This window comes from Clostridium putrefaciens (assembly GCF_900461105.1).
GTDB classification, from domain to species: domain Bacteria; phylum Bacillota; class Clostridia; order Clostridiales; family Clostridiaceae; genus Clostridium_L; species Clostridium_L putrefaciens.
The window spans coordinates 1-25,307 of sequence record NZ_UFWZ01000001.1 but is presented as its reverse complement, the minus strand read 5'-3'; the positions used below and the strand labels follow the sequence as shown (position 1 = coordinate 25,307).

Sequence of the window (25,307 nt, the reverse complement as noted above, 5' to 3'; positions counted from 1 at the left end):
ATTATTATATCAGTGAAGTTTAATTATGTCAACATTAAATTTAAAAATGTTTGCTTTTTTATGATTCATTTATGATAATGTCTTAATATACCACATTTGATTACCTTATAAATCTAATACATTATATATTAATATAAAAACACCCTATAATGTAGTTTTATTTTACTTATGTACAATATAGGGTGTACTTTATTTAAAATTAACATTATATATATTCTATTTCTTTTTTTTAATAATTAAAAATATCCCACCCATCAACAATGCTATACCATATATCGTTGGATTTTCATATAACGGTACACCGTATTTTCCTAATTTACTTATATTATTCTTGTGTTCTCCCTTTATATATATGTTTCCATCATGAACTGTTTTATCTATATCTGAATTATCATCTTCTACTACATCTATAGTAGAGCTTACATCCTTATCAGATCTTGCTTCATTAACTTCTTCATTAACTTCTTCATTAACTTCTTCAGTATGTTGGTCTTTCATTTCATTAAGATTCATAGTTTTATCTTTGAGCTTAAATGTAGCTAAAAAAGATCCTCCATTTGAGTCTTTAGTATTTACAGATAGCTTAATACTATCACCTATTTCCACTAAAGTTACTTCCTTATCTTTTGAAACTAATTCTAATACGGATTTAGCTACTTCAATATTTATATGATCAGCAATAAACGTTGGATCAGAAACAGAAATTGTTAAAGTATCATCAGAATTTTCCTTAACAATAACTGATGACTTCTTATCAGAAGTTATTATATCTACTGAAGTCTTTTCATTGTTCCAAAAGTTAGCTGCAATTATCTTTAACCCCATATGCTTAACAGCATGTACTTTTGAACTGTCTTCTATGATTTGTACCTTAGGGTTATTAGCATAACTTGCTACCTCGTCACTACTCTTATTTGGAAGTAATACATAACTATATGTTGCATCTTTTGGTGCCTTGCCATGGTCTATATATAAACACAAAAAGTTATTTTCCTTTTGTGTTGGATCTATTGGTTTAGAAAGTTTAGTAGTTTTACTTATATCTGTCCAAGCACCAGTTCTGTGTTCTCTTAAAGCATTTATATCTGATCCCTTTGGAAAGTAATATCCTATATCGGAACTTGCTGTATTACCTTCAACATGAGCCCACTTCGCTCCCTTTATATCTTCTGACCACCCTAATGCTTTATCCCTTTTAACCCCATCTATAATCAACTTATTACTACCTGTCTTATTTATCTTTTTGTTATCAATTATAGTTTCTACAACATAGTCATCATTGCTAATTATACCTGAACCTAATGCAACAACTTCATCATCAAACATAAACCACGATTTATTAGCCTTTAGTGAATCATTGTTGTTACTTATTTGCATCCCTGATGTTCCATATACACCAAGCTTTGTTCCACCTGACCAATTGCTTAATCCTTTTTCATAATAATCTTTATTTGTAGTTCCATGCTTGTCCTCTCTTATTCTTGTATCTATAGTAGTTCCAGGCAACCTATAAGGATTTATTGTTGCCCAAAAGTCATCTGTATATTGATTTAAATCTCCATTAAAAAGATATGTTACACCATCCCCTTGAAACCATGGTCTTAAGTTTTCATCATTCATATATTCATACTTACTAATCCTACTTGAACTTCTAGATATAGCTAGTGTATAATTTTCTCTCTTATGTACGGTTTTATCCATCTTGTTCATAGGAAAATGATCTGGTTTTTCTTTTAATGAAGCTATATTCTGATTATTATTTATATTATTTAATTCCTTAACCATGTTTATAGAACTAAAAGCCTTTGAAAAGTCAAAACCTGACTCTAAAGACCACTGTTTAATCATAGACTTTATTAAAGCTGAATCTTCTGGGTTTGCTGCAATAGAAAGTTTAACTAAACTCTCAATTATTCCACTCGCTTCGTTATATCCTGATATATAAGACCTAGATACAGCTCTTCCCCTTACCATTTCCATTACATATCCCTTATAAATAATAGGACTAAAATTTTCAAATATCCAAGTATATACGTTATTTTTACTTTTTGATTCTATACTCCATGGCGTGGATTCTAATAAAAATAACATATTAGCAGCTCTTCCTAAAAGAACATTCCCATAAGAGCCTGTGTATGCCATATCAGTATGTTGTATGAAAGATCCATCCTTATAAAATCCATCACCTTCATTAACATATTCGAAAATACTCACTACCTTTTCGCTAGCCTCTCTTATTTTAGATTCATCTTTTAGATTTACCCCTTGTAATAACTTATTTATAGATACATCTGCAAGATTTGCACCTGTATGAAATTTAGAGCCTGGCATTACTTCAGGTAAAAACTTTTGTATACCTTTCATATAATCTTTAATTTGAACTTCAGTTAAACTATCATACATTAAAATCACAATATTATTTAATTGAGGAGGTATTCCTATTTGCCAATCCCACCAGTTACCATAACCTTCTACATTCTCATTATAAGCATTTGTATATAGCCAATCCATAGCACTTATTATATCATCTTTTAATTTATCATCTTTATAAAAACTACCACCTTTTATAGCATACGCTTTAGCCATAACAGCCAGCCTTTTATAACATGTAGTTATTTGCGCGGAATTTACCTTATACTTATCTGTATCATCCCATAATGTTGTTCTATTATTATCCCTATTTAATGAATCACTATATCCTTTAGCCTCTTTAGAGACACCATCAACTTTTGATCTTATAATAGGTGATGATAAATCAATGTCTTCTCCACCTGTTAAGTCTTCCTTCCATTTAAGCCTTATTAAATCTATCTCCTTATCTATATCTTGTTTTTCTACAACTGATTGTGCAACACCACTTGTATTGTTTACGGTTTCAGCCATTGCGGTATTAATAAATATGTTTGTTGACATTATTGTACTGCTTAGAGTTAATATTATTAGCCTTTTTACACCTTTTCTGTTCTTTAGCATATCTTATCCCCCATTTTATCTTATTATAACCTTTACATGATGATATACACTAATACCTTTCCCCTTGTTCCGCATTGTGTGTATGTGTTCCATATCACATTATAAAATCATTATGCCTATATTGTCAATTGTATTTTAAACTTCATTAAATAAAAGGCTATAGTAAAAATCAAATTTAAATGACTTTTACTATAGCTACTCTTTATCATAATTTATATTGTGACATGTTATAGTCTATCTTATAACTTCTTCTTTACCCATATAAGGTCTTAATACTTCTGGAATTTCTACAGTTCCATCTTCCCTTTGAAAGTTTTCAAGTATTGCAGCTACAGTTCTTCCAATTGCAAGACCTGATCCATTAATAGTATGAACAAACTTAGGTTTATCCTTTGGGGTTTCCTTATATTTAATATTAGCCCTTCTTGCTTGGAAGTCTTCAAAGTTACTACAGCTTGATATTTCTACATATCTATTGTAGCTTGGCATCCAAACCTCTAGGTCATACTTTAATGCAGCTGTGAAGCCTAAGTCACCTTTACATATTCTAACCATTCTATATGGAAGATTCAAACCTTGAAGTACTGACTCAGCATCACCTATAAGCTTATCAAGCTCTTCATAAGAATCTTCTGGCTTACAAAATTTTACTAGTTCCACCTTATTAAATTGATGTTGTCTTATAAGTCCTCTTGTATCTCTTCCTGCTGATCCAGCCTCTGCTCTAAAGCAAGCACTATAAGCACAGTACTTTATAGGTAATATATCTCCATTAAAGGTTTCATCTCTATACATATTAGTTACAGGAACCTCTGCTGTTGGTATAAGGAAATAATCTTCATTAGAAAGTTTAAATGCATCCTCTTCAAACTTTGGAAGCTGTCCTGTACCTGTCATACTTTCTCTATTAACCATAAATGGTGGTAATATTTCTGTATATCCATTATCATAAATATGCTTATCTAAAAAGTAATTTATTACCGCTCTTTCAAGTCTTGCGCCAAGTCCTTTATATATAGCAAACCTTGAGCCTGTTACCTTACTTGCCCTTTCAAAATCAATAATATCAAGGTTTGATGCTATATCCCAGTGGGGTTTAGGTTCAAAGTTAAACTTAGTAGCATCTGACCATTTCTTTACTTCTATATTATCTTCATCAGACTTTCCATCTGGTACTTTAGAATTTGGTATATTTGGAATCCTAAGCATCATATATTTTACCTTTTCATCTATTTCAAAAACCTTAACATCAAATTCTTTAATCTTATCTCCAAGCTCTCTCATTTCTTTCATTATAAGTTCTACATCTTGTCCTGCCTTTTTAAGTTGCGGTATTGAAGCAGATCCTTGATTTCTTTTTCCCTTTAAGGTCTCAACCTCCATTAATATTTGTCTTCTTTCCTCATCTAGCTCTAGAATAGTATCTATAATAGACAAATCAAAGTTTTCTCCTCTGTCATTTAAAGCCTTCTTAATATCCTCTGGATTATTTCTTATTCTTTTTAAATCTAACATAATAACACTCCTTTATTTTAATTCTAATTATTTATCTGATGGCTACCATCCGTAACACCCCTATTTTCTTAAAGGTGGGGTATGATGGCTGCTATGCCCCTAGTTAACTTCTTCTAAGACTCAGATGCAGAGATGTATTTCTTATAAGCAAACTCCACCTTAGGCTAAGAATCACTTGATATATATTTATTAATTTTGGGAAATAAAAAAAGAGCCTTCATCCAATAAGGGACGAAAAGCTCCGCGTTGCCACCCTAGTTGATTAATTTAATATTAAACTAACCCTCTTTAAATTCTTTAACGGAAAAACCCGTACTGTTTGAAACAGTCCCTCAAAGGTGGATTCTTAAAATATAGGTATCAGTTTGCACCTACCACTGATTCTCTTAATGTATCCTCAACATTAACTATAAAAATTCATAGTTAATTTTAAAAAATACTAACCTAATATCTTAATACTAGCCTTTTCAACGGTTTATATATTTGATACATTATATCTATTATATCAGATAATGTCAATATTTATACCATGAATAACTTAATCCTTTTTTATATTTATAGTAGAAAGTATATCTACACCTGTATTTAGGATGTTTTTACATATAACATCTCCTATACTTATAGGAGGTCCTATATGTATTCTACTTAAAGCTTTTGAACATTCAATCCATAATCTTTTATCTATAACATCACTACTTTTAACTGAAACCACATTATGGTTTGCAGATCCCTTTATTCTTACAAGGGTGGTTAAGATTCCATTGTTGTCCTTAATCCTCTTTATTCCATATACCTTACCTATATCACACTTATTACCTTCTACTTCGATATTACCCTTATCTATATATATATCTAAGATGCAGCCCTTTGCACATTCTTTACACAAAATTTTATCTATCAAAATATACTCCTCCTACATCTCTTTAAATTCCTTAATTCTTCCTAAAAGCATTTTAGAACTTTTAGAATCCTTAAGAATATCAGTAAGCTTTTTATCTGTTTCACTTGATAATATCTTTACTATCTTACTTAAACAGTGTGCCCCTTGGCAATTTCCAAAGGTGGCTCCTGTCCTTCTTTTTATACCTTCTATAGTTCTTGCTCCTAGTGGCCTTCTTATACTATCAACTATTTCACCTTCAGTTATTTGATTACAAATACATACCATCTTGCCATACCTTTTATCAAGTTTTATTATTTCATCCTTTTCTTCTAAAGATAGTTCCTTAAATTTATAAAAATCTCTTCTTTTATCTACAAAGTTCTTTTTGATTGTGCTTTTTAAACTATTAGTTATACTTTCACAAATCAACTTTCCAATAGCGGGGGCTATAGTAACTGCAGCATAACTCCTTCCAATTACTTTAACATAACCTTTGCCTATATCACTATCATCTATAATTATATTATCTTTATAATATCTTGAATGATACATCGTCTTTATATTTTCACTATCTACATCTCCTACAAGTTCTGAAACAATATTAAGTGTAGTATTAAAATCAATAACATTATTTGTTATTGACGCCGCAATAAGACCTCCTCCGAATGTAGGTAAGGAGTATCCTTTAGAACCTTCATTTAATGAAAAGACTATATTTGAAAAATAGTTCTTATATTCATTATCTAAAAGCATGTATGTAAGTATCTTACTTTCTTCTTTATCATAAGGCTTTTCATTATCTATTTGGTAGAAATCTTTAGGTATGGTATTTACAACAACCCTACACGTAAATTTATTTTTACTTGTAGTTACCTTAAGTCCTGTAGCTAGCTTTTGTATATCCAAGACCTCTTCTTCTAACCTAAATATAACACCATTATCAAAGGCTACCTCAGCATATGCTATAGCTAAATCATATGGACTAATAATACCTACATTTTCAGAATAAAGGGCACCTTTAACCGCTGTATTTAGATTAGGTTCTATTTTATAAACCTCATTTTCATGTATTATATTAACATTATCTATTCCTCTTCTTTTAGCTCTTAAATAAATATCTTCTATGGTCTTTATAGATTCATCATCTTCAGCTATTACTAAGGACCCTGTTCTTATAAATGGTACATTAAACTTTGATGTTAATTCTTCCATCATATTGTTGCCCATCATTTCTAATTTTGCCATAAGCCCATCTTTGCATTCAGTTCCATCATAAACTATATCTGTGTTAACCATTGCAACGTCATCTGCTATATCATAATCTTTTTCAATAAGTGCTATATTAAGATTATATTTAGATAGTTCGTAGGCCAAGGCACTTCCTATTATTCCTCCACCTAAGACTAATACATCATAATCCATTCTAATCCTCCTACACGTAAAATAAAAGTAACATATTTAAAGTTATCTTCCTAAACCTACGTTTCTATTATAGGAAGATAACTTTAAAACTACTTATTACTTACATAATTATTATTTACTTGTTTCATTTAAAATATTTTCTAACTCCTTCATATATTCTCCGTACTTTGCCCAATCCCCTTCTTTTTGTGAATCTACTGCCTTATAATATAAATCCCTAACCTCTTTAATAATTTCAACATTAGTTGTTGTATTATTATTTTCTACATTGTTACTTTCTTTATAACTAAAAATTTGTTCTAAAGCCTTTTCAATATTCTCAGCCATTACCATTTTATCCCCGTAATACACAACTACCTTTTTCATCTCAGGTATACTATTATTACTAATAGCCTTAAGATATAGTGGTTCAATGTATAAAAGAGAGTTTTTTATAGGAACTATTACAGTATCACCATAGTGTACCTTTGAACCTTCAGTATTCCATAGTGATAATTCTTTTGATATATTAGGATCTTGATTAATTTGGTTCTTAAATAAATATGGACTGTATATGGTTTTAGTTGGCGGGAACTTGTATAATACTAACTTACCATATTGGTCACCATCCATTCTAGCACCAAATAAAGCTACCATATTTTCTTTGCTCCTCATATTAAAGTACTCAAAAAGTACCATTTCCTCTTTTTCTTCATTTGGGAGCCTTGTAACTATATATGATGCCTCAGTAGTCTTTTCATCCTGCTTTTTATCATCATTATTATCTTTAGTATCTCTTTTATTTTTAGATATTTCCCATAAATCTTCCCCATTATAAAATACTTCTGGGTCCTTTATGTGATATTTACCTAAGGCACTACATTGAATATTAAATATTTCTTCTGGGTATCTAAAGTGTTCAACAAACTCCTGTGGAAGTTCATCTATATCCTTAAACAATCCTTTAAATATTTTAGAATAACTTTGTATTATAGGATCCCCTTTATCTGATATATAAAAGTTTATATCTCCATTAAAGCTATCAACAACTACCTTTACAGAGTTTCTTATATAATTTACATTATCATATTGTTCTGAAAACGGATATTTATTAGATGTAGTATATCCATCTAATATCCAATATAACCTACCATCTTGTATTACCATATAAGGGTCTTTATCATAGGTCAAAAATGGAGCTATAGTCTTTGCTCTTTCCATTATGTTTCTATTAATTAATATCTTACTATCTACATTTATATCGTTAGATAGCATAAACTTTATACTCTTTTCTTTAATAGAAAAGAGTATTCTATTTATAAGGGACATATTTATTCCAGCACTTCCATCATACTTATTTGTTTCATTCTCTCCACCTTTAGGGTAGTCAAATTCTCTTTGATCCGTATTTACGATGGCATAATAATCTGTTGATTCACCGAAGTATATTCTAGGATTTTCTATTTTTATATCACTATTATTTTCAGGTGGTATATTCTTTATTATAAAGTTAGGCTTTCCTTCAGCTGTAACTGAATTAACCCTACTCATAACAACTCCATATCCATGAGTATATACTAGATGCTTATTAAGCCATGTATTTGGTTCTATAGAGTCAGAATCTATCTCACGTGGAGCTATAAACACCTGACTATACTTGCCATCTATATTATATCTATCTACATCGATGTCTTTAAAGTTATAGTAATATCTTATTATTTGAACCTGATTATAAAAATCTAAAGCTGGTTTAAAAGAATTAACCTTTATATTATCGATAATGTCTTTGTTTTTAGCTATATCTTCTTTGGTTAGATCATCCTTTACATCAAACATACTCTCTTTAATATCATCTATATTAAAGGCCTTGCGTGTAAAGTCAATATTTTGTTTAATATATGGCCTTTCAAATTCAAGCTCATTTGATTTAACCATAAACTGCTGCACTAGTGTAGATGTTAACCCTTCTAATACTATAACCATAGCCATAGCTATTAATGATATTGCTATAGGCCTTACCTTGCCTTTAATAAGGCTTATAAAAACAATTACAGAGGATATTATAGCTATTATGGATATTGCCCTATAAAAATATAAACTCACTCTAGCATCTGTAAAACTAGCCCCAAAACCTACACCTTTTGAACTATATACCAAATAGTAAGATTTTAAAACATAAAATATACCTATCATTATAAGGAACATGCTTGAAAGTACTGCTAATTGCTTTCCTGCATAATTTGTTATATCACTTTTAATAAATTTAACCTTTGAAAAGGGCTTTTTAAAATCTTTAGTATATACGCTATCTTTTGTACTCATAATTATATAAACTACAAAGGTTACAATTAAAAGTACTATTAAAAATGCCATCATAGCATTAAATAATGATTGAATAAGTGGAAGTTTGAACATGTAAAAGGAGATATCCTTATTGAACAAAGGATCTTTTACATCAAAATCGACTGAGTTGTTAAATTGAAGAATCCTATACCAGTAATTAGAAGCTGTTATATAAGATATTGAAAATGACAATATTACATTTAAGATATAAAATACTATATTTTCTTTCTTTGATGCCCTTTTATCTATTTTAGATATGTTTTTGTTTTTAATAAAACCTTTTTTAAGACTCCTATAATATACTATTATACCTATAAAACACACAAAGAATATAGGTACCATTAATTTTAATATAGCAGTTATCTTTTTAAAGTATACTGGAAGGTACCCCACTTCTTTAAACCACTTTATATTAATAGTAAAGTTAACTATTCCATCCATAAAAATAAACATTAAAACAACTAGAGTTAATAGTGGTAATATCACTTTATATTTCCTCTTCATTATACTACTCCTTTCTAGTAACTAGTAGAATCTAACTTCTCTTAATCTAATATCAAAAATCCTTTATGCCGAAGTTCATTTGTTATTTTGTCCATTATTTCAGTGCTTTCTGCTGTTATTGTATGTATATGTATTCCTAATGTAAGTGTTGACAATGCCTGTGCATTAGAAGAATTAAATCTGCTTATAAATCCATTTATATCCTCGTATGTCTTTATCATAAGCATAGCTTTAATTTCACCATAAAGAGGATGTTCTACTATTACATCTTCTATTACACCACCAAACCTTACTATAATCTTTAATTCTTCTTCAATTTCATCCTTAGTGTGAGATAGGACTACAAGTCTCCTAATAGTGTCTAATTGAATCTTAGGAATCATATATCCTTCTGGAGTTGCTATTATATTAATGCCACTAGCTCTTAATAAAGCTACATCCTTAACTATAACTTGCCTTGTTACACTAAATGTTAATGCAAGTTCACTACCTTTTTTTGCATTATTAGCTTCTACCAAAATCTTTTTAATTGATTGTCTTCTATCCTTGGAATTCAAAGTATCCCCCCTTTTCAATTTAAGTTATCAAAATGTATTAATATATCTAACATTTCATCTCCCTTAATCTTATAATTGTGATGGTTTTTAATTATATATAAAAGTCTTTCATCATATTTATTTAATTCTTTTAAGCATTCATATCCTTTCAGAGGGTGATTATAATATACATCTACCTTATTAATATTCATATATTTATTCATGCTATTCTTAAATAGTTTGCTTATTATAACTAGTAATGATTTATCTATAATAGATAAACTTCCAAACCTCTTTCCGATATCATGTAGTAGGCAAACCTTCATAAACCAAGTCTTGTCTAATGAACTATGTGCTTCACTAAACTCTCCATTATTTATGTATTGTAAAGATGCCTTTGCAACTCTTATACAATGTTGTTTCTCTGCTGATCTTAAATCACAAAATAAGTCCATCTCCTCTTTATCTAAATAATTTCTTAAAAATATATAGTCTATTGGTTTAAATGGAGATATTATATGCCACAAAAATTGTTTGATTCTATAAATCATATTCACAATCCCTTCCATCTTACATTCTAATATAAATACAGAATTATTCATATTAATATTTTGTAAACATACATATTAAATGACACTTTTATATCATATTTTTATTTTTAAATAAAATAAAAAGTCATGAACTAAAGTTCATGACTTTTTGGTGGAGATAAAGAGACTCGAACTCTTGACCCCCTGCGTGCAAGGCAGGTGCTCTCCCAACTGAGCTATACCCCCAGGTTTGGTGGACCTTCAGGGACTCGAACCCCGGACCTACCGGTTATGAGCCGGTTGCTCTAACCAACTGAGCTAAAGATCCTTGTTTTCACCCGGCGACGACTTACTCTCCCACAAGGCCTCCCTTGCAGTACCATCAGCGCTTTAGTGCTTAACCATCCTGTTCGGAATGGGAAGGGGTGTTACCACTAAGCCATAATCACCGGATAAGTAAATATAAATATTTAAACACTTATATTTATTTATCAACAAAACTTATTTTATTATAAATAAGTGCTTTTGTCAATAGTTTTGAAAGAAATTATTCTTTCAAAACTGCATATGGTTTAAAATAATTTGGTCAAGCCCTCGACCTATTAGTATCAGTCAGCTTAATACATTACTATACTTACACCTCTGACCTATCAACCTCGTGTTCTTCAAGGGGTCTTACTAGCTTACGCTATGGGAAATCTAATCTTGAGGTGGGCTTCACGCTTAGATGCTTTCAGCGTTTATCCCGTCCCGACATAGCTACCCAGCAATGCCACTGGCGTGACAACTGGTACACCAGAGGTCAGTCCATCCCGGTCCTCTCGTACTAGGGACAGCTCCTCTCAAATTTCCTACGCCCGCGACGGATAGGGACCGAACTGTCTCACGACGTTCTGAACCCAGCTCGCGTGCCGCTTTAATGGGCGAACAGCCCAACCCTTGGGACCTACTTCAGCCCCAGGATGCGACGAGCCGACATCGAGGTGCCAAACCTCCCCGTCGATGTGGACTCTTGGGGGAGATCAGCCTGTTATCCCCGAGGTAGCTTTTATCCGTTGAGCGATGGCCCTCCCACGAGGTACCACCGGATCACTAAGTCCGACTTTCGTCCCTGCTCCACTTGTAGGTGTCGCAGTCAGGCTCCCTTCTGCCTTTGCACTCTTCGAACGATTTCCGACCGTTCTGAGGGAACCTTTGAGCGCCTCCGTTACTTTTTAGGAGGCGACCGCCCCAGTCAAACTGCCCACCTAACAATGTCCGGCACCCAGTTTCATGGGTATCCGTTAGAACCTCAGTACTGTCAGGGTGGTATCCCAAGGATGACTCCACTGAAGCTGACGCCCCAGTTTCTCAGTCTCCCACCTATCCTGTACAGACAATACCGAAATTCAATGCTAAGCTACAGTAAAGCTCTACGGGGTCTTTCCGTCCAATCGCGGGTAGCCAGCATCTTCACTGGCACTACAATTTCGCCGGATTTGCAGTTGAGACAGTGCCCAAGTCATTACGCCATTCGTGCGGGTCAGAACTTACCTGACAAGGAATTTCGCTACCTTAGGACCGTTATAGTTACGGCCGCCGTTTACTGGGGCTTAAGTTCATACCTTCGCTTACGCTAAGCATTCCCCTTAACCTTCCAGCACCGGGCAGGCGTCAGCCCCTATACTTCAGCTTTCGCTTTAGCAGAGACCTGTGTTTTTGCTAAACAGTTGCTTGGGCCTATTCTCTGCGGCCTACTTGCGTAGGCACCCCTTCTCCCGAAGTTACGGGGTCAATTTGCCGAGTTCCTTAACTGCAATTCTTCCGATGGTCTTAGGATTCTCTCCTCATCTACCTGTGTCGGTTTGCGGTACGGGCACTACTTTGCTCCCTAGAGGCTTTTCTTGGCAGCGTGGAATCAGATACTTCGGTCAAAATGACCTTCCCCATCACACCTCAGAATTGCCTGAACGGATTTTCCTATCCAGACTCCCTAAGTGCTTAGACTAGCATCCAATAGCTAGCACATCTTATCCTCCTGCGTCACCCCATTGGTAATAACGCTACATAGTGGTATCGGAATATCAACCGATTGTCCATCGCCTACGCCTTTCGGCCTCGGCTTAGGTCCCGACTAACCCTGGGCGGACGAACCTTCCCCAGGAAACCTTAGATTTTCGACCACTAGGATTCTCACCTAGTTCTCGCTACTTATGCCAACATTCTCACTCCTGTACCGTCCACCGCTCCTTTCGGTACGACTTCAGCCAGTACAGGACGCTCCTCTACCGCGTACATAAATGTACACCCATAGCTTCGGTGATAGATTTTAGCCCCGAACATCTTCGGCGCGGGATCTCTCGACTAGTGAGCTATTACGCACTCTTTTAATGAGTGGCTGCTTCTAAGCCAACATCCTAGTTGTCTTTGAAATCCCACATCCTTTTCCACTTAATCTATACTTTGGGACCTTAGCTGATGGTCTGGGCTGTTTCCCTTTTGACTACGGGCCTTATCACTCGCAGTCTGACTGCCGGACTAATAGTATGTGGCATTCGGAGTTTGATAGAGTTTGGTAACCTATACGGCCCCTAGCCCATTCAGTGCTCTACCTCCACTACTCACATCCGACGCTAGCCCTAAAGCTATTTCGAGGAGAACCAGCTATCTCCGGGTTCGATTGGAATTTCTCCGCTATCCACAGCTCATCCCATGGTTTTTCAACACCAATTTGGTTCGGTCCTCCACAGAATTTTACTTCTGCTTCAACCTGGCCATGGATAGGTCACCCGGTTTCGGGTCTACGACATGCAACTATTTGCCCTATTAAGACTCGGTTTCCCTTCGGCTCCGTACCTTAAGTACTTAACCTCGCTACATATCGTAACTCGTTGGCTCGTTCTACAAAAAGCACGTCATCACACACATAAGGTGCTTTGACCGGTTGTAGGCACACGGTTTCAGGTTCTATTTCACTCCCCTTCCGGGGTTCTTTTCACCTTTCCCTCACGGTACTTCTTCACTATCGGTCATCAAGTAGTATTTAGCCTTGGGAGGTGGTCCTCCCTGCTTCCCACAAGGTTTCACGTGTCTCGTGGTACTCTGGATCAGATCTTAGGCTTTATCCTTTCGTCTACGTGGCTATTACACGCTGTGGCTCAACTTTCCAGTTGTATTCGACTAAAATTACCGCCATGTTAATGATCTGTCCGCAACCCCAGAAATAAATTTCTGGTTTGGGCTCTTTCCTTTTCGCTCGCCGCTACTCGGGAAATCGAATTTTCTTTCTCTTCCTCCAGGTACTTAGATGTTTCAGTTCCCTGGGTGTACCCTTATATACCTATTTATTCAGTATACAATACATGGGGTTTACCCATGTGAGTTTCCTCATTCGGAAATCTTCGGTTCACAGCCTATTTGCGGCTACCCGAAGCTTATCGCAGCTTATCGCGTCCTTCGTCGGCTCTTGATGCCAAGGCATTCGCCATGTGCCCTTTGTAGCTTGACCTTCGTTCGTTATAACCTTCGTACTACTTCGTTAGCTACCTCAGTCTGGTGCTCATTTACGTTAGTAAATTCCGCTCCTCCTTCGTTGCTTCCTTGTATTACTCAGTTCTAACTTCACTCAGAGAGTTTTTAAAAGTTTAATCATATTAAAATACAATTAAAACATAGTAAATAATCAATGAGTTATCATTTCAATCTTACAAAAGATTTTTCTTTTTAAAGTTTTACTTTGCTTTTAAACCATATGCAGTTTTCAAAGAACAAATCCACATCCAAAACTCAAAAAAATCTTGGTAGTGGTCACCTTCTAGTTAAACTAAAAGGTTTGATTTTGAAAGATACTTGATCTTTCAAAATTGAACAGAAAGATAAATTCCAGCTAGTATTAAGAGTTATAGACTAGCTATAATCTTAATACAGTTCTCCATAGAAAGGAGGTGATCCAGCCGCAGGTTCTCCTACGGCTACCTTGTTACGACTTCACCCCAATCGCTGACCCTACCTTCGGCCGCTGCCTCGCTTACGCGTTAGCACACGGACTTCGGGTATTGCCAACTCTCATGGTGTGACGGGCGGTGTGTACAAGGCCCGGGAACGTATTCACCGCGACATTCTGATTCGCGATTACTAGCAACTCCGGCTTCATGTAGGCGAGTTTCAGCCTACAATCCGAACTGGGACGAGTTTTTTGAGTTTTGCTCCACCTCGCGGTATTGCGTCTCGTTGTACTCGCCATTGTAGCACGTGTGTAGCCCTAGACATAAGGGGCATGATGATTTGACGTCATCCCCACCTTCCTCCTGGTTAACCCAGGCAGTCTCGCTAGAGTGCTCAACTAAATGGTAGCAACTAACAATAAGGGTTGCGCTCGTTGCGGGACTTAACCCAACATCTCACGACACGAGCTGACGACAACCATGCACCACCTGTCTTCCTGCCCCGAAGGGCTTCCCTAATTACAGGTAATTCAGGAGATGTCAAGTCTAGGTAAGGTTCTTCGCGTTGCTTCGAATTAAACCACATGCTCCGCTGCTTGTGCGGGCCCCCGTCAATTCCTTTGAGTTTTAATCTTGCGATCGTACTCCCCAGGCGGGATACTTAGTGTGTTAACGACGGCACGGAGGATTGGTATCCCCCACACCTAGTATCCATCGTTTACGGCGTGGACTACCAGGGTATCTAATCCTGTTTGCTCCCCACGCTTTCGAGCCTCAGCGTCAGTTATGGTCCAGAAAGTCGCCTTCGCCACTGGTGTTCTTCCTAATATCTACGCATTTCACCGCTACACTAGGAATTCCACTTTCCTCTCCCACACTCTAGATACCCAGTTTGGAATGCAGCACCCGGGTTGAGCCCGGGTATTTCACATCCCACTTAAGTATCCGCCTACGCTCCCTTTACGCCCAGTAAATCCGGACAACGCTTGCCACCTACGTATTACCGCGGCTGCTGGCACGTAGTTAGCCGTGGCTTCCTCCTCGGGTACCGTCATTATCGTCCCCGAAGACAGAGCTTTACGACCCGAAGGCCTTCATCACTCACGCGGCGTTGCTGCATCAGGCTTTCGCCCATTGTGCAATATTCCCCACTGCTGCCTCCCGTAGGAGTCTGGGCCGTGTCTCAGTCCCAATGTGGCCGATCACCCTCTCAGGTCGGCTACGCATCGTGGCCTTGGTGAGCCGTTACCTCACCAACTAGCTAATGCGCCGCGGGTCCATCTCATAGCGGATTACTCCTTTAATAACTTTATCATGCGATAATGCTATGTTATGGGGTATTAATCTTCCTTTCGGAAGGCTATCCCCCTCTATGAGGCAGGTTACCCACGTGTTACTCACCCGTCCGCCGCTAAGTTATTCCCGAAGGAATAACTTCGCTCGACTTGCATGTGTTAAGCACGCCGCCAGCGTTCGTCCTGAGCCAGGATCAAACTCTCAATTTAAAAGTATATTCCAAATCTAAGATTTGGCATAAGACTTTCCGAGTGAATTTCAAAAGAAATTCTCAGTTTAATCTACTCAATTACATAATTCAAAAGAATTGCTGGTCTTTGTATATCTTTTCTGTTCAATTTTCAAAGATCATGTACTTCTTTGTCAAAGTACTTTGTAAGTATAACATGTGCTTTTCAAGTTGTCAACAAGTTTTTTAATTATTGTTTTTAACTTTCAAAACTTATATTCTAGCGATAAATAATTGTTTTTCTTTTTCGCTAAGGAACTTTTATAGAATAACATCTATATCAACATATAATATTATACTTATACACTATTAGAATAAACTAAGTCCTTTATAATGACTATATCTAGTTATTTCTTCTATTTCTTTATATTGATACACTAGGTATCGTGTTCATTGAATTTATTGATATAATTAATAAAAGCACATTCTATAAGCTTATAGAACATGCCTTTATTATACTAAAACCTGATTAATATATTATTCTTCGTCATCTATCACTTCAGAGGATATCTCTGGTTCATCCTTTTGTTCATCATCTAGGATAATTAATTCCTCACTATCCTCAACAATAATTGTATCACCATCTATGGTTTCATTATCCACTGAACTTTTTATCTTAGCAATAGCAACTACTTGCTCTTCGCCTTTAGTTTTCATAAGAGTTACACCACTAGTATTTCTTCCTGTTTGAGCTACACCATCTACATTTATTCTTATGGCTACCCCGCTACTATTAACAAGCATAAGCTCATCCTCTTCATTACAAATCCTAGCACCTACAACATTTCCCGTTTTATCATTCCTCTTGTAGGTCTTAACTCCTTTTCCGCCTCTTTTTTGTAATTGGTATTTAGATATGTTAGTCCTTTTACCAAATCCATTTTCACTTACTATTAGAAGGTCCTCATCTGAAACTATTATATCTATAGATACAACCTTATCATCTTCTCTTAATGTAAGTGCCTTAACACCTGCTGCATTTCTACCCATAGCCCTTACATCTTTTTCACTTATTCTAATTGCATATCCATAGTTAGTAACAACAATAACTTCTGCATCACCATAGGTAAGTTTAACTTTTAGAAGTTCATCTCCTTCTCTTAATGTTATAGCATTCATACCATTTCTTCTTATATTGATGAATCCTTTAAGAGGGGTCTTCTTTATTACTCCTTTTCTTGTTACCATAACTAAGTTACCATCTAACTTATTATCCTTTATTGCAAGTACAGCCTCTATCTTTTCACCTGGAGTTATAGGTATTATATTTATTAAGTTTGTTCCCTTTGCAGTTCTTCCTGCATCAGGTATTTCATAAGCTCTAAGTTTATAAACCTTTCCTCGGTTTGTAAAGAATAATAAATCACTATGAGTAGAAGCTATAAATACATTCTCTACAAAGTCATCTTCTTTAGTTGACATTGCTTGTATTCCCTTACCACCTCTTCTTTGTGAAGAGTAGGTATCTGCTAATATTCTCTTTATATATCCTCCATGAGTTAATGTTATAACAACTTCTTGCTCTTGAATAAGATCTTCAAGTGATATATCTCCAACACCTTGCTCAATTGAAGTCCTTCTTTCATCTCCAAACTTATTTTTAATTTCTAAAAGCTCTTCTCTTATTAAATCTAATAATAATTGTTCATTTTGTAATATATCCTTTAAGCCTTCGATTAAAATCATAAGTTCACTTAACTCTTGTTCTATTTTATCTCTTTCAAGTCCTGTAAGTCTTCTAAGTCTCATTTCTAAAATAGCTTGTGCTTGCTTATCAGAAAAATCAAATCTCTCTATAATAGTAGATTTTGCTATATCAGCAGTTTTTGATCCTCTTAAAATCTTTATAACTTCATCTATATTATCTAATGCAATTTTTAACCCTTCTAATATATGAGCCCTATCTTCAGCCTTTTGTAATTCAAACTCAGTTCTTCTTCTTACAACTTCCTTTTGGAAATTTAAATAATGAACTAATACCTCTTTTAAATTTAAGACCTGTGGTTCATTATCTACTAATGCTAGCATTATTACACCAAAGGTATCTTCCATTTTAGTATGTTTATATAATAGATTTAAAACTACTTCTGGATTTGCATCTCTTTTAAGCTCTATTACAATTCTCATACCATCTCTATCTGACTCATCTCTTAAATCATGTATTCCATTTATCTTTTTATCCTTAACAAGCTCTGCTATATTTTCTATAAGTTTAGACTTATTCACTTGATATGGTATCTCTGTTACTATTATTCTATTTCTTCCATGTTCCTCTAATATATCTGCTTTAGCTCTAACTAGAATCTTTCCTCTTCCTGTTTCATAAGCTGATCTAATTCCTGCTTCTCCCATTATAGTACCAGCTGTTGGGAAGTCAGGTCCCTTTATTACAGTCATTAATTCCATAATATTAGAGTCTGGCTCTTCTATAAGCATTATTACCCCATCTATTACTTCTCTTAAGTTATGTGGAGGTATATTTGTGGCCATACCAACAGCAATACCTGATGACCCATTTACTAGAAGGTTAGGAAATCTTGATGGTAATACTGATGGTTCACTTTCCTCTCCATCAAAGTTAGGTATAAAATCTACAGTATCTTTATTTATATCTCTTATCATTTCTGCAGAAATCTTACTCATCTTTGCTTCTGTATATCTCATTGCTGCAGCTGAATCTCCATCAACAGAACCAAAGTTTCCATGTCCATTTACTAATATATATCTTATAGAAAAATCTTGAGCCATTCTTACTAAAGCATCATATACAGAAGAATCTCCGTGTGGATGATACTTACCTAAAACGTCACCGACTATTCTAGCACACTTCCTATATCCCTTTTCTGGAGCTAACCCCAACTCATGCATAGAAAATAAAATTCTTCTATGGACAGGCTTTAGACCATCTCTTACATCTGGAAGTGCTCTACCTACGATAACGCTCATAGCGTAATCTATATAACATTTCTTCATTTCGCTTTCAATATCAACCGGTATAACTTTTCCTTCATTATTGTTCATATATTTCACCTCATCTATGCACTATATATCTAAGTTCATAACCCTTTTTGCATTTTCTTGAATAAATTCTCTACGGGGTTCTACTTTGTCTCCCATAAGTATAGTAAATATTTCATCTGCTGCCATGGCATCCTCTACAGTTGCTTTAAGAAGTATCCTCTTTTCAGGATCCATAGTTGTATCCCAAAGCTGCTCAGCATTCATTTCTCCAAGTCCTTTGTACCTTTGTATCGAAATACTATTATCTTTTCCACCTAATTCAGTTAATATATCATTTAATTCTTTATCACTATAAGCATAATAATCTTTCTTTTGTTTTGTAACCTTAAATAAAGGTGGTTGAGCTATATATACATGACCTTCATCAACAAGTCCTCTCATGTATCTATAAAAAAACGTTAATAATAAGGTCCTTATATGAGCTCCATCTACGTCAGCATCTGTCATTATTATTATTCTATTATATCTTCTCTTTTCCAAATCAAATTCATCACCAATACCTGCTCCAAATGCAGTTATCATTGACCTTATACTTTCAGAATTTAATATTTTATCTAATCTTTGTTTTTCAACATTTAGTATCTTACCTCTTAATGGTAATATGGCTTGAAATCTTCTATTCCTTCCTTGCTTTGCTGATCCACCTGCCGAGTCTCCCTCGACTATATATATCTCACATTCTAATGGATCCTTTGAAGAGCAATCCGCAAGTTTTCCTGGAAGAGAAGTTCTTTCTAACACAGACTTTCTTGTAAGTTCTCTTGCTTTTCTAGCAGCCTCTCTTGCTCTTGCTGCTAAAAGACCCTTTTCTATAACAATTTTACCTACTAAAGGATTCTCTTCTAGATAAGTACTTACACCTTCACCCATTATGCTATCTACTATACTTCTTACTTCACTATTTCCAAGCTTTGTCTTTGTTTGTCCTTCAAATTGAGGATCTGTAAGTTTCACTGAAACTACAGCAGTAAGTCCTTCTCTTATATCATCTCCTGATAGGTTCTTATCTGCTTCTTTTAACAATCCAAACTTTCTTGCATAATCATTAAACACTCTTGTAAGAGCAGATTTAAATCCAATAAGGTGGGTGCCCCCTTCAACTGTATCTATATTATTAGCAAAGGAAAATATATTTTCTGTGTAGCCATCATTGTATTGAAGTGCTATTTCAACTATATAATCATCCTTAGCACCTTCTACATATATAGGTTCTGGGTGCAATGCTTGTTTATTTCTATTTAAATAAGATACAAAGGACTTTATTCCTCCTTCATATTGGTATTGGTCTTTTTTATCAATACGTTTATCTTCAAATGATAGTTTTATACCTTTATTTAAGAAGGCTACTTCTCTAAGCCTTTTAGATAATATATCAAAATCAAAGTCTATCTCTTCAAATATTAAAGGGTCAGGCTTAAAATATACCATAGTTCCAGTTTCATCTGTTTCGCCTATCTTTTCTAGTGAACTCTTTGCAAGACCTCTTCCAAAAGACTGTTTCCATATAAAACCTTCTCTTTTAACTGTAACCTCACAGACTTCAGATAAAGCATTAACAACGGAAGCTCCTACTCCATGAAGTCCCCCTGATACCTTGTAACCTCCACCACCAAACTTACCTCCTGCATGGAGTATTGTCATTATAACTTCTACTGCAGGTTTTCCCATTTTAGGATGCATACCAACTGGCATACCTCTTCCATCATCTGATACAGTTACTGAGTTATCTTCATTTATAACAACTTCTATATGTGTGCAATACCCTGCAAGTGCCTCATCAATACTATTATCAACTATCTCATATACTAAATGATGAAGACCTCTTATACTAGTACTACCAATATACATACCTGGCCTTTTTCTTACCGCTTCCAACCCTTCGAGGACTTGGATTTGACTTGCTTCATAAATACTCTTGTTATCTTCCAACTCGCAATTCCTCCTACTTTATTATAAATAATCTTAGACTTATAAATGTTTTGTTCCACGATTAATTGCCACTTAACATTGCTTATTATGCTATTAAGTGGCAATGTGGAATAGAATATAATTTAATACTTAAATCATTTCAAATAATATTCTATATCAACTCTTTTAGTTAATGTTGCTGACGATATTGGTGAAAAGAATATCTTACTCTTCTTTTCGACTTCCGCAATAACAAAAGACTTTGGTCTATCTTTTGTTATTCGCTCTATAAATCCATCCTCTTCCGCCATTCTTAAAAATTGTCTAGTATCAGAACTATCCATACTAGTTTCCATATCAAATATACCTATTATATCCTTTATGGGTACTACTACATTTTCTCCTAAGTGAAGAAACATGAAGACTCCTCCTCTATGAAATTATATTTCCATCAATAACCTTAAATATTTTAGCATCCTTACTTAAATAAGCCTCAACCTCGTCTACACCTGTGCAGGTTATTATTGTCTGGACATCCTTAATAGACTTTAATATATATCTTTTTCTATTAAAATCTAATTCAGATAGAACATCATCTAGTAATAAAACTGGAGCCTCACCTGTTAAGTCTCTTAATATGCTTAAAGAGGAAAACTTCATAGTTAAAACTGCTGTCCTTTGTTGCCCTTGTGAACCATAGCTTTTAACTTCAATTTTATTTATGTAAATTGACAAATCATCTCTATGAATACCGATGCTTGTAGTTCCTCTTTCCATATCTTTTTGCCTATACTCTTTTAGTAAACTTAATAATTGTTCTTCTATATCATCTTTATTCTTAACAGCCGATATGTATTTAAAAAATATATTTTCTTTGTTTGACGTTATATCATTATGTATCTTACTACCATATTGATTAAGCTTATCTACATACTCACATCTTTTATTAAATATATACTTTCCAAAGCTAGCTAATTGAATATCATATATGTCTAACATGGATTTATCTAAACCTCTATTTCTTAGCAAAACATTTCTTTCTTGAAGAACCTTATTATATTGAACTAAACTATAATAATACTTTTTATCTATTTGGCATAATTCCATATCCATGAATCTACGCCTAACCCCTGGTGATTCTTTTATTATTCTTAAATCCTCTGGAGAAAACATAACAACATTAAAACTACCTATAAGATCCGATATTTTTCTTATCTTTATAGAGTTTATCGTTATTCCCTTTTTTCCATTTCTTAATATATTTATATCAATCTTTTTGTCTAATCTCTTTTTTGATATATAAATACTTATAGATGATTTTTCTTCATTCCACTTAATAAGTTCCTTATCTTTGTTTGTTCTATGAGACTTTCCGAATCCACAGTAGTATACAGATTCTAAAATATTAGTCTTACCTTGAGCATTGTCTCCTATGAAAACATTAGCACTTGGACCAAGCTCTAGGTTTAAGTAATTGTAATTTCTATAATTGTAAAGTTGTAAATATTTTATATACATATTAAACACCTTATAAAATTATATCATATTATTGTTAAATAATAATGAATAAAATAATTTATTTAAATTAGTTTATATATACTCTCTTTAAATTCTACCTTATCTCCAACCCTTAGCTTCTTTCCTCTTTGTGTAGCAATTTCTCCATTTACCTTAACTAGGCCTTCTAGTATATAAAATTTAGCTTCTGAACCTAATGATGCAGCTCCACACCATTTTAAAAAGGAATCAAGTTTTATATGCTCAGTGGTTATTTTTATTTCTTCCATTATTCATCTCTCCTATTTTACATTATTGCCCTTATTCATAATTATTAATACAACTTAAATAGTTATTTTACTAATCTTACTGGTAGCACAAGATATTTGCAATTAAGTTTATTCTTATTTTTTATTATACAAGGACTTACACTACTTGAAAATTCCATTATAACTTCATCTTCTTCCATGATCTTCAAGACATCTAAAAGGTATCTTGAATTAAATGCAATTTGTATGGGGCTACCTTGCAAATTTATTGCAATCTCTTCTCTCACCTTTCCCAATTGAGAATTGGAGGTTATCACCATAGACTCATCTTGTATATCTAATTTTATCAAATTAGCATTTCCTTCTTTAACCATAAGTGAAGCTCTCTCAATACTACTTTGTAATTTTTGTTTATCCACAGTGACTTTCAAATTAAACTCTTGAGGAATTATAGAATTATATTTAATAAATTCTCCTTCTAAGAGTCTTGATATTATCTTAGTTTTACCTAGATTAAAGAGAATATGATTTGTTGTAAATGTTATATCAACATTTTCATTACTATCTTCTAATATCCTTACAACTTCATTTAAAGTTTTTGCTGGAATTACAGCATTTATTGAATTTTCATTATCTATGAATTCATTCCTAAATGCAAGCCTATATCCATCAAGAGCTACCATATTTAACATCTTGTCATTAATCTCAAACAATATTCCTGTAAGTATTGGTCTTGTTTCATCTACAGCTACAGCAAAACTTGTTCCCCTTATCATATTTTTCAAAATACCTTGAGGTATTCCAAATATTAAGTCTTCAGTAATACTTGGTACCATTGGGAAGTCATTAGCTTCTAAATGAGTAATATTAAATATAGAATTTTGACAAGTTATTATTATTGAATCATTTTCTGCTGTTTCTATAGAAACTTCGTCATTCGGTAACTTTCGTATTATCTCTCCAAATATTTTTGAATTAATAACTATCTTTCCAGGTTCAATTACATTGGCTTTAATTGTTGTTTCTATACTTAAATCTATGTCTGAACCTATAAATTTTAGTTCATCGTTACTTGCATCTAAAAATATTCCTTCTAGTATTGGCATTGGAGATCTTCCTGTAACAGCTTTTTGAACTATTGATATAGCTTCTTGTAGATTATTCTTTTCACATATAAATTTCATAGTGAGTCCTCCTTAATTTGTTAACAAAGTTTTATTATAAATTAGAATAGATATAGATATATTATAGATAAATATAGTAATAGTAGTAGTAGGGGCTGTGGATTTGTTAGTAAGTGACCTAATCCTTGTGACAGCACAAAAGTTAAGTGAAAATAACTGTGGATAAGTAAGTGCTATAAAGCTAGACTTATCCACATTGTTAGACAGGATTTATTTTTTAAAATGTATCCACAGGTTATTCAGTAGTTATTATGTACAGCTGTTGATTACTTTTGTGTAATCTTCTTGGTCAGGTCATTTACAACGTTTTGCAATGATTCATCAGTTTTTAATCCTGTTGAAATCTTTTCATAGGCATGAATTACTGTTGTATGATCTCGTCCACCAAACTCTTCCCCAATTTTAGGTAGAGACATATCTGTAAGCTTTCTAGATAAATACATAGCAATCTGCCTAGGATATGATACGTTCCTTGTTCTACGCTGAGATTTAAAGTCTTCTATCCTAAGATTATAATAGCTGGAAACTATATCTTGAATATTTGCTATTGTAATATTTTTTGAATTTTTACTAGATATTATGTCTTTTAAAGCTTCTGTAGCTAATTCTAAAGTAATTTCACTATTAGTTAATGATGAGTAAGCTACTATTCTTATAAGAGCACCCTCAAGTTCTCTTATATTAGATTTAATCTTTGTTGCAGTATAGACTAAAACTTCATTTGGTACATTAAGGTTTTCGACATCAGCCTTTTTTTTAAGAATAGCTATTCTAGTTTCAAAATCTGGAGCCTGTATATCGGCTATAAGTCCCCATTCAAATCTTGATCTTAGCCTATCTTCTAAGGTAGGTATCTCTTTTGGTGGTCTATCACTAGATAATATAATTTGTTTATTAGCTTCATGTAACGCATTAAAGGTATGGAAAAATTCTTCTTGAGTTCTTTCTTTTCCTGCTATAAATTGTATATCATCAATTAAAAGTACATCTACATTTCTATACTTATTTCTGAATTCTACATTCTTATCATCTTTAATAGAGTTAATAAGTTCATTTGTAAACTTTTCAGAAGATACATAAACTACTTTTGTATTTGGATTATTTTTAAGAACATAGTGCCCTATAGCATGCATAAGATGTGTTTTACCAAGACCTACGCCACCATATATAAATAAGGGATTATAAGCTTTTGCTGGAGATTCTGCTACAGCAAGTGATGCTGCATGGGCAAACCTATTACTATTTCCAATTACAAAGGAATCAAAAGTGTACTTAGGATTTAAGATGGCAGTCAT

14 protein-coding genes, 2 tRNA genes, 3 rRNA genes and 1 other annotated feature are annotated in these 25,307 nt (G+C 33.9%); all 19 genes read right to left on the bottom strand.

Annotated elements, in window-relative coordinates:
* Nucleotides 1–216 precede the first annotated feature (216 nt).
* Nucleotides 217–2,973 carry a polysaccharide lyase 8 family protein gene (locus tag DY168_RS00095; RefSeq protein WP_115639934.1) on the bottom strand — a complete coding sequence of 919 codons (2,757 nt, stop codon included), beginning with the start codon at nt 2,971–2,973 and terminating at the stop codon, nt 217–219.
* A 234-nt stretch (nt 2,974–3,207) separates the two neighbouring features.
* A complete protein-coding gene (gene serS, locus DY168_RS00090) occupies nt 3,208–4,488 on the bottom strand; it encodes a serine--tRNA ligase (protein ID WP_115639933.1) in 1,281 nt (426 codons plus the stop codon).
* A 224-nt stretch (nt 4,489–4,712) separates the two neighbouring features.
* Nucleotides 4,713–4,968, bottom strand: a binding site (T-box leader).
* 58 nt (nt 4,969–5,026) lie between these two features.
* A complete protein-coding gene (locus DY168_RS00085) occupies nt 5,027–5,389 on the bottom strand; it encodes a DUF1667 domain-containing protein (protein WP_115639932.1) in 363 nt (120 codons plus the stop codon).
* Nucleotides 5,390–5,401: 12 nt separating this feature from the next.
* Nucleotides 5,402–6,793, bottom strand: a complete 1,392-nt coding sequence (locus tag DY168_RS00080) for an NAD(P)/FAD-dependent oxidoreductase (protein WP_115639931.1) — start codon at nt 6,791–6,793, stop codon at nt 5,402–5,404.
* 111 nt (nt 6,794–6,904) lie between these two features.
* Nucleotides 6,905–9,619, bottom strand: a complete 2,715-nt coding sequence (locus DY168_RS00075; protein WP_115639930.1) for a UPF0182 family protein — start codon at nt 9,617–9,619, stop codon at nt 6,905–6,907.
* 41 nt (nt 9,620–9,660) lie between these two features.
* The gene (locus tag DY168_RS00070; protein WP_115639929.1) at nt 9,661–10,176 is read right to left on the bottom strand and encodes a transcription repressor NadR; all 516 of its coding nucleotides are present in this window, start codon (nt 10,174–10,176) and stop codon (nt 9,661–9,663) included.
* Between the two features lie 14 nt (nt 10,177–10,190).
* Nucleotides 10,191–10,706, bottom strand: coding sequence for an HD domain-containing protein (locus DY168_RS00065; protein ID WP_172556210.1), 516 nt, complete (start codon nt 10,704–10,706; stop codon nt 10,191–10,193).
* Nucleotides 10,707–10,855: 149 nt separating this feature from the next.
* Nucleotides 10,856–10,931 (bottom strand) — tRNA-Ala (locus DY168_RS00060).
* A 5-nt stretch (nt 10,932–10,936) separates the two neighbouring features.
* Nucleotides 10,937–11,013, bottom strand: a tRNA-Ile gene (locus tag DY168_RS00055).
* A gap of 8 nt (nt 11,014–11,021) precedes the next feature.
* Nucleotides 11,022–11,138 (bottom strand): 5S ribosomal RNA (rrf, locus tag DY168_RS00050).
* A gap of 129 nt (nt 11,139–11,267) precedes the next feature.
* Nucleotides 11,268–14,172 (bottom strand): 23S ribosomal RNA (locus DY168_RS00045).
* 429 nt (nt 14,173–14,601) lie between these two features.
* Nucleotides 14,602–16,113 (bottom strand): 16S ribosomal RNA (locus DY168_RS00040).
* The 16S, 23S and 5S rRNA genes sit together here with 2 tRNA genes alongside, the layout of an rRNA operon.
* Nucleotides 16,114–16,610: 497 nt before the next feature.
* Nucleotides 16,611–19,154 (bottom strand): DNA gyrase subunit A, encoded by a 2,544-nt coding sequence (gene gyrA, locus DY168_RS00035; protein WP_115639927.1) that lies wholly within the window; start codon nt 19,152–19,154, stop codon nt 16,611–16,613.
* 21 nt (nt 19,155–19,175) lie between these two features.
* The gene (gene gyrB / locus DY168_RS00030; protein ID WP_115639926.1) at nt 19,176–21,083 is read right to left on the bottom strand and encodes a DNA topoisomerase (ATP-hydrolyzing) subunit B; all 1,908 of its coding nucleotides are present in this window, start codon (nt 21,081–21,083) and stop codon (nt 19,176–19,178) included.
* A gap of 134 nt (nt 21,084–21,217) precedes the next feature.
* Entirely contained in the window at nt 21,218–21,481 is a 264-nt protein-coding gene (gene remB / locus DY168_RS00025) for an extracellular matrix regulator RemB (RefSeq protein ID WP_115639925.1), read from the bottom strand.
* Nucleotides 21,482–21,494: 13 nt separating this feature from the next.
* Complete coding sequence (recF, locus tag DY168_RS00020; RefSeq protein WP_115639924.1) at nt 21,495–22,580, bottom strand: DNA replication/repair protein RecF; 1,086 nt, start codon at nt 22,578–22,580, stop codon at nt 21,495–21,497.
* A 62-nt stretch (nt 22,581–22,642) separates the two neighbouring features.
* Nucleotides 22,643–22,849, bottom strand: coding sequence for a S4 domain-containing protein YaaA (yaaA, locus tag DY168_RS00015; protein ID WP_115639923.1), 207 nt, complete (start codon nt 22,847–22,849; stop codon nt 22,643–22,645).
* 62 nt (nt 22,850–22,911) lie between these two features.
* Nucleotides 22,912–24,012, bottom strand: coding sequence for a DNA polymerase III subunit beta (dnaN, locus tag DY168_RS00010; RefSeq protein WP_115639922.1), 1,101 nt, complete (start codon nt 24,010–24,012; stop codon nt 22,912–22,914).
* Between the two features lie 266 nt (nt 24,013–24,278).
* A partial coding sequence (dnaA, locus tag DY168_RS00005) for a chromosomal replication initiator protein DnaA (RefSeq protein ID WP_115639921.1) occupies nt 24,279–25,307 on the bottom strand: 1,029 nt, incomplete at its 5' end.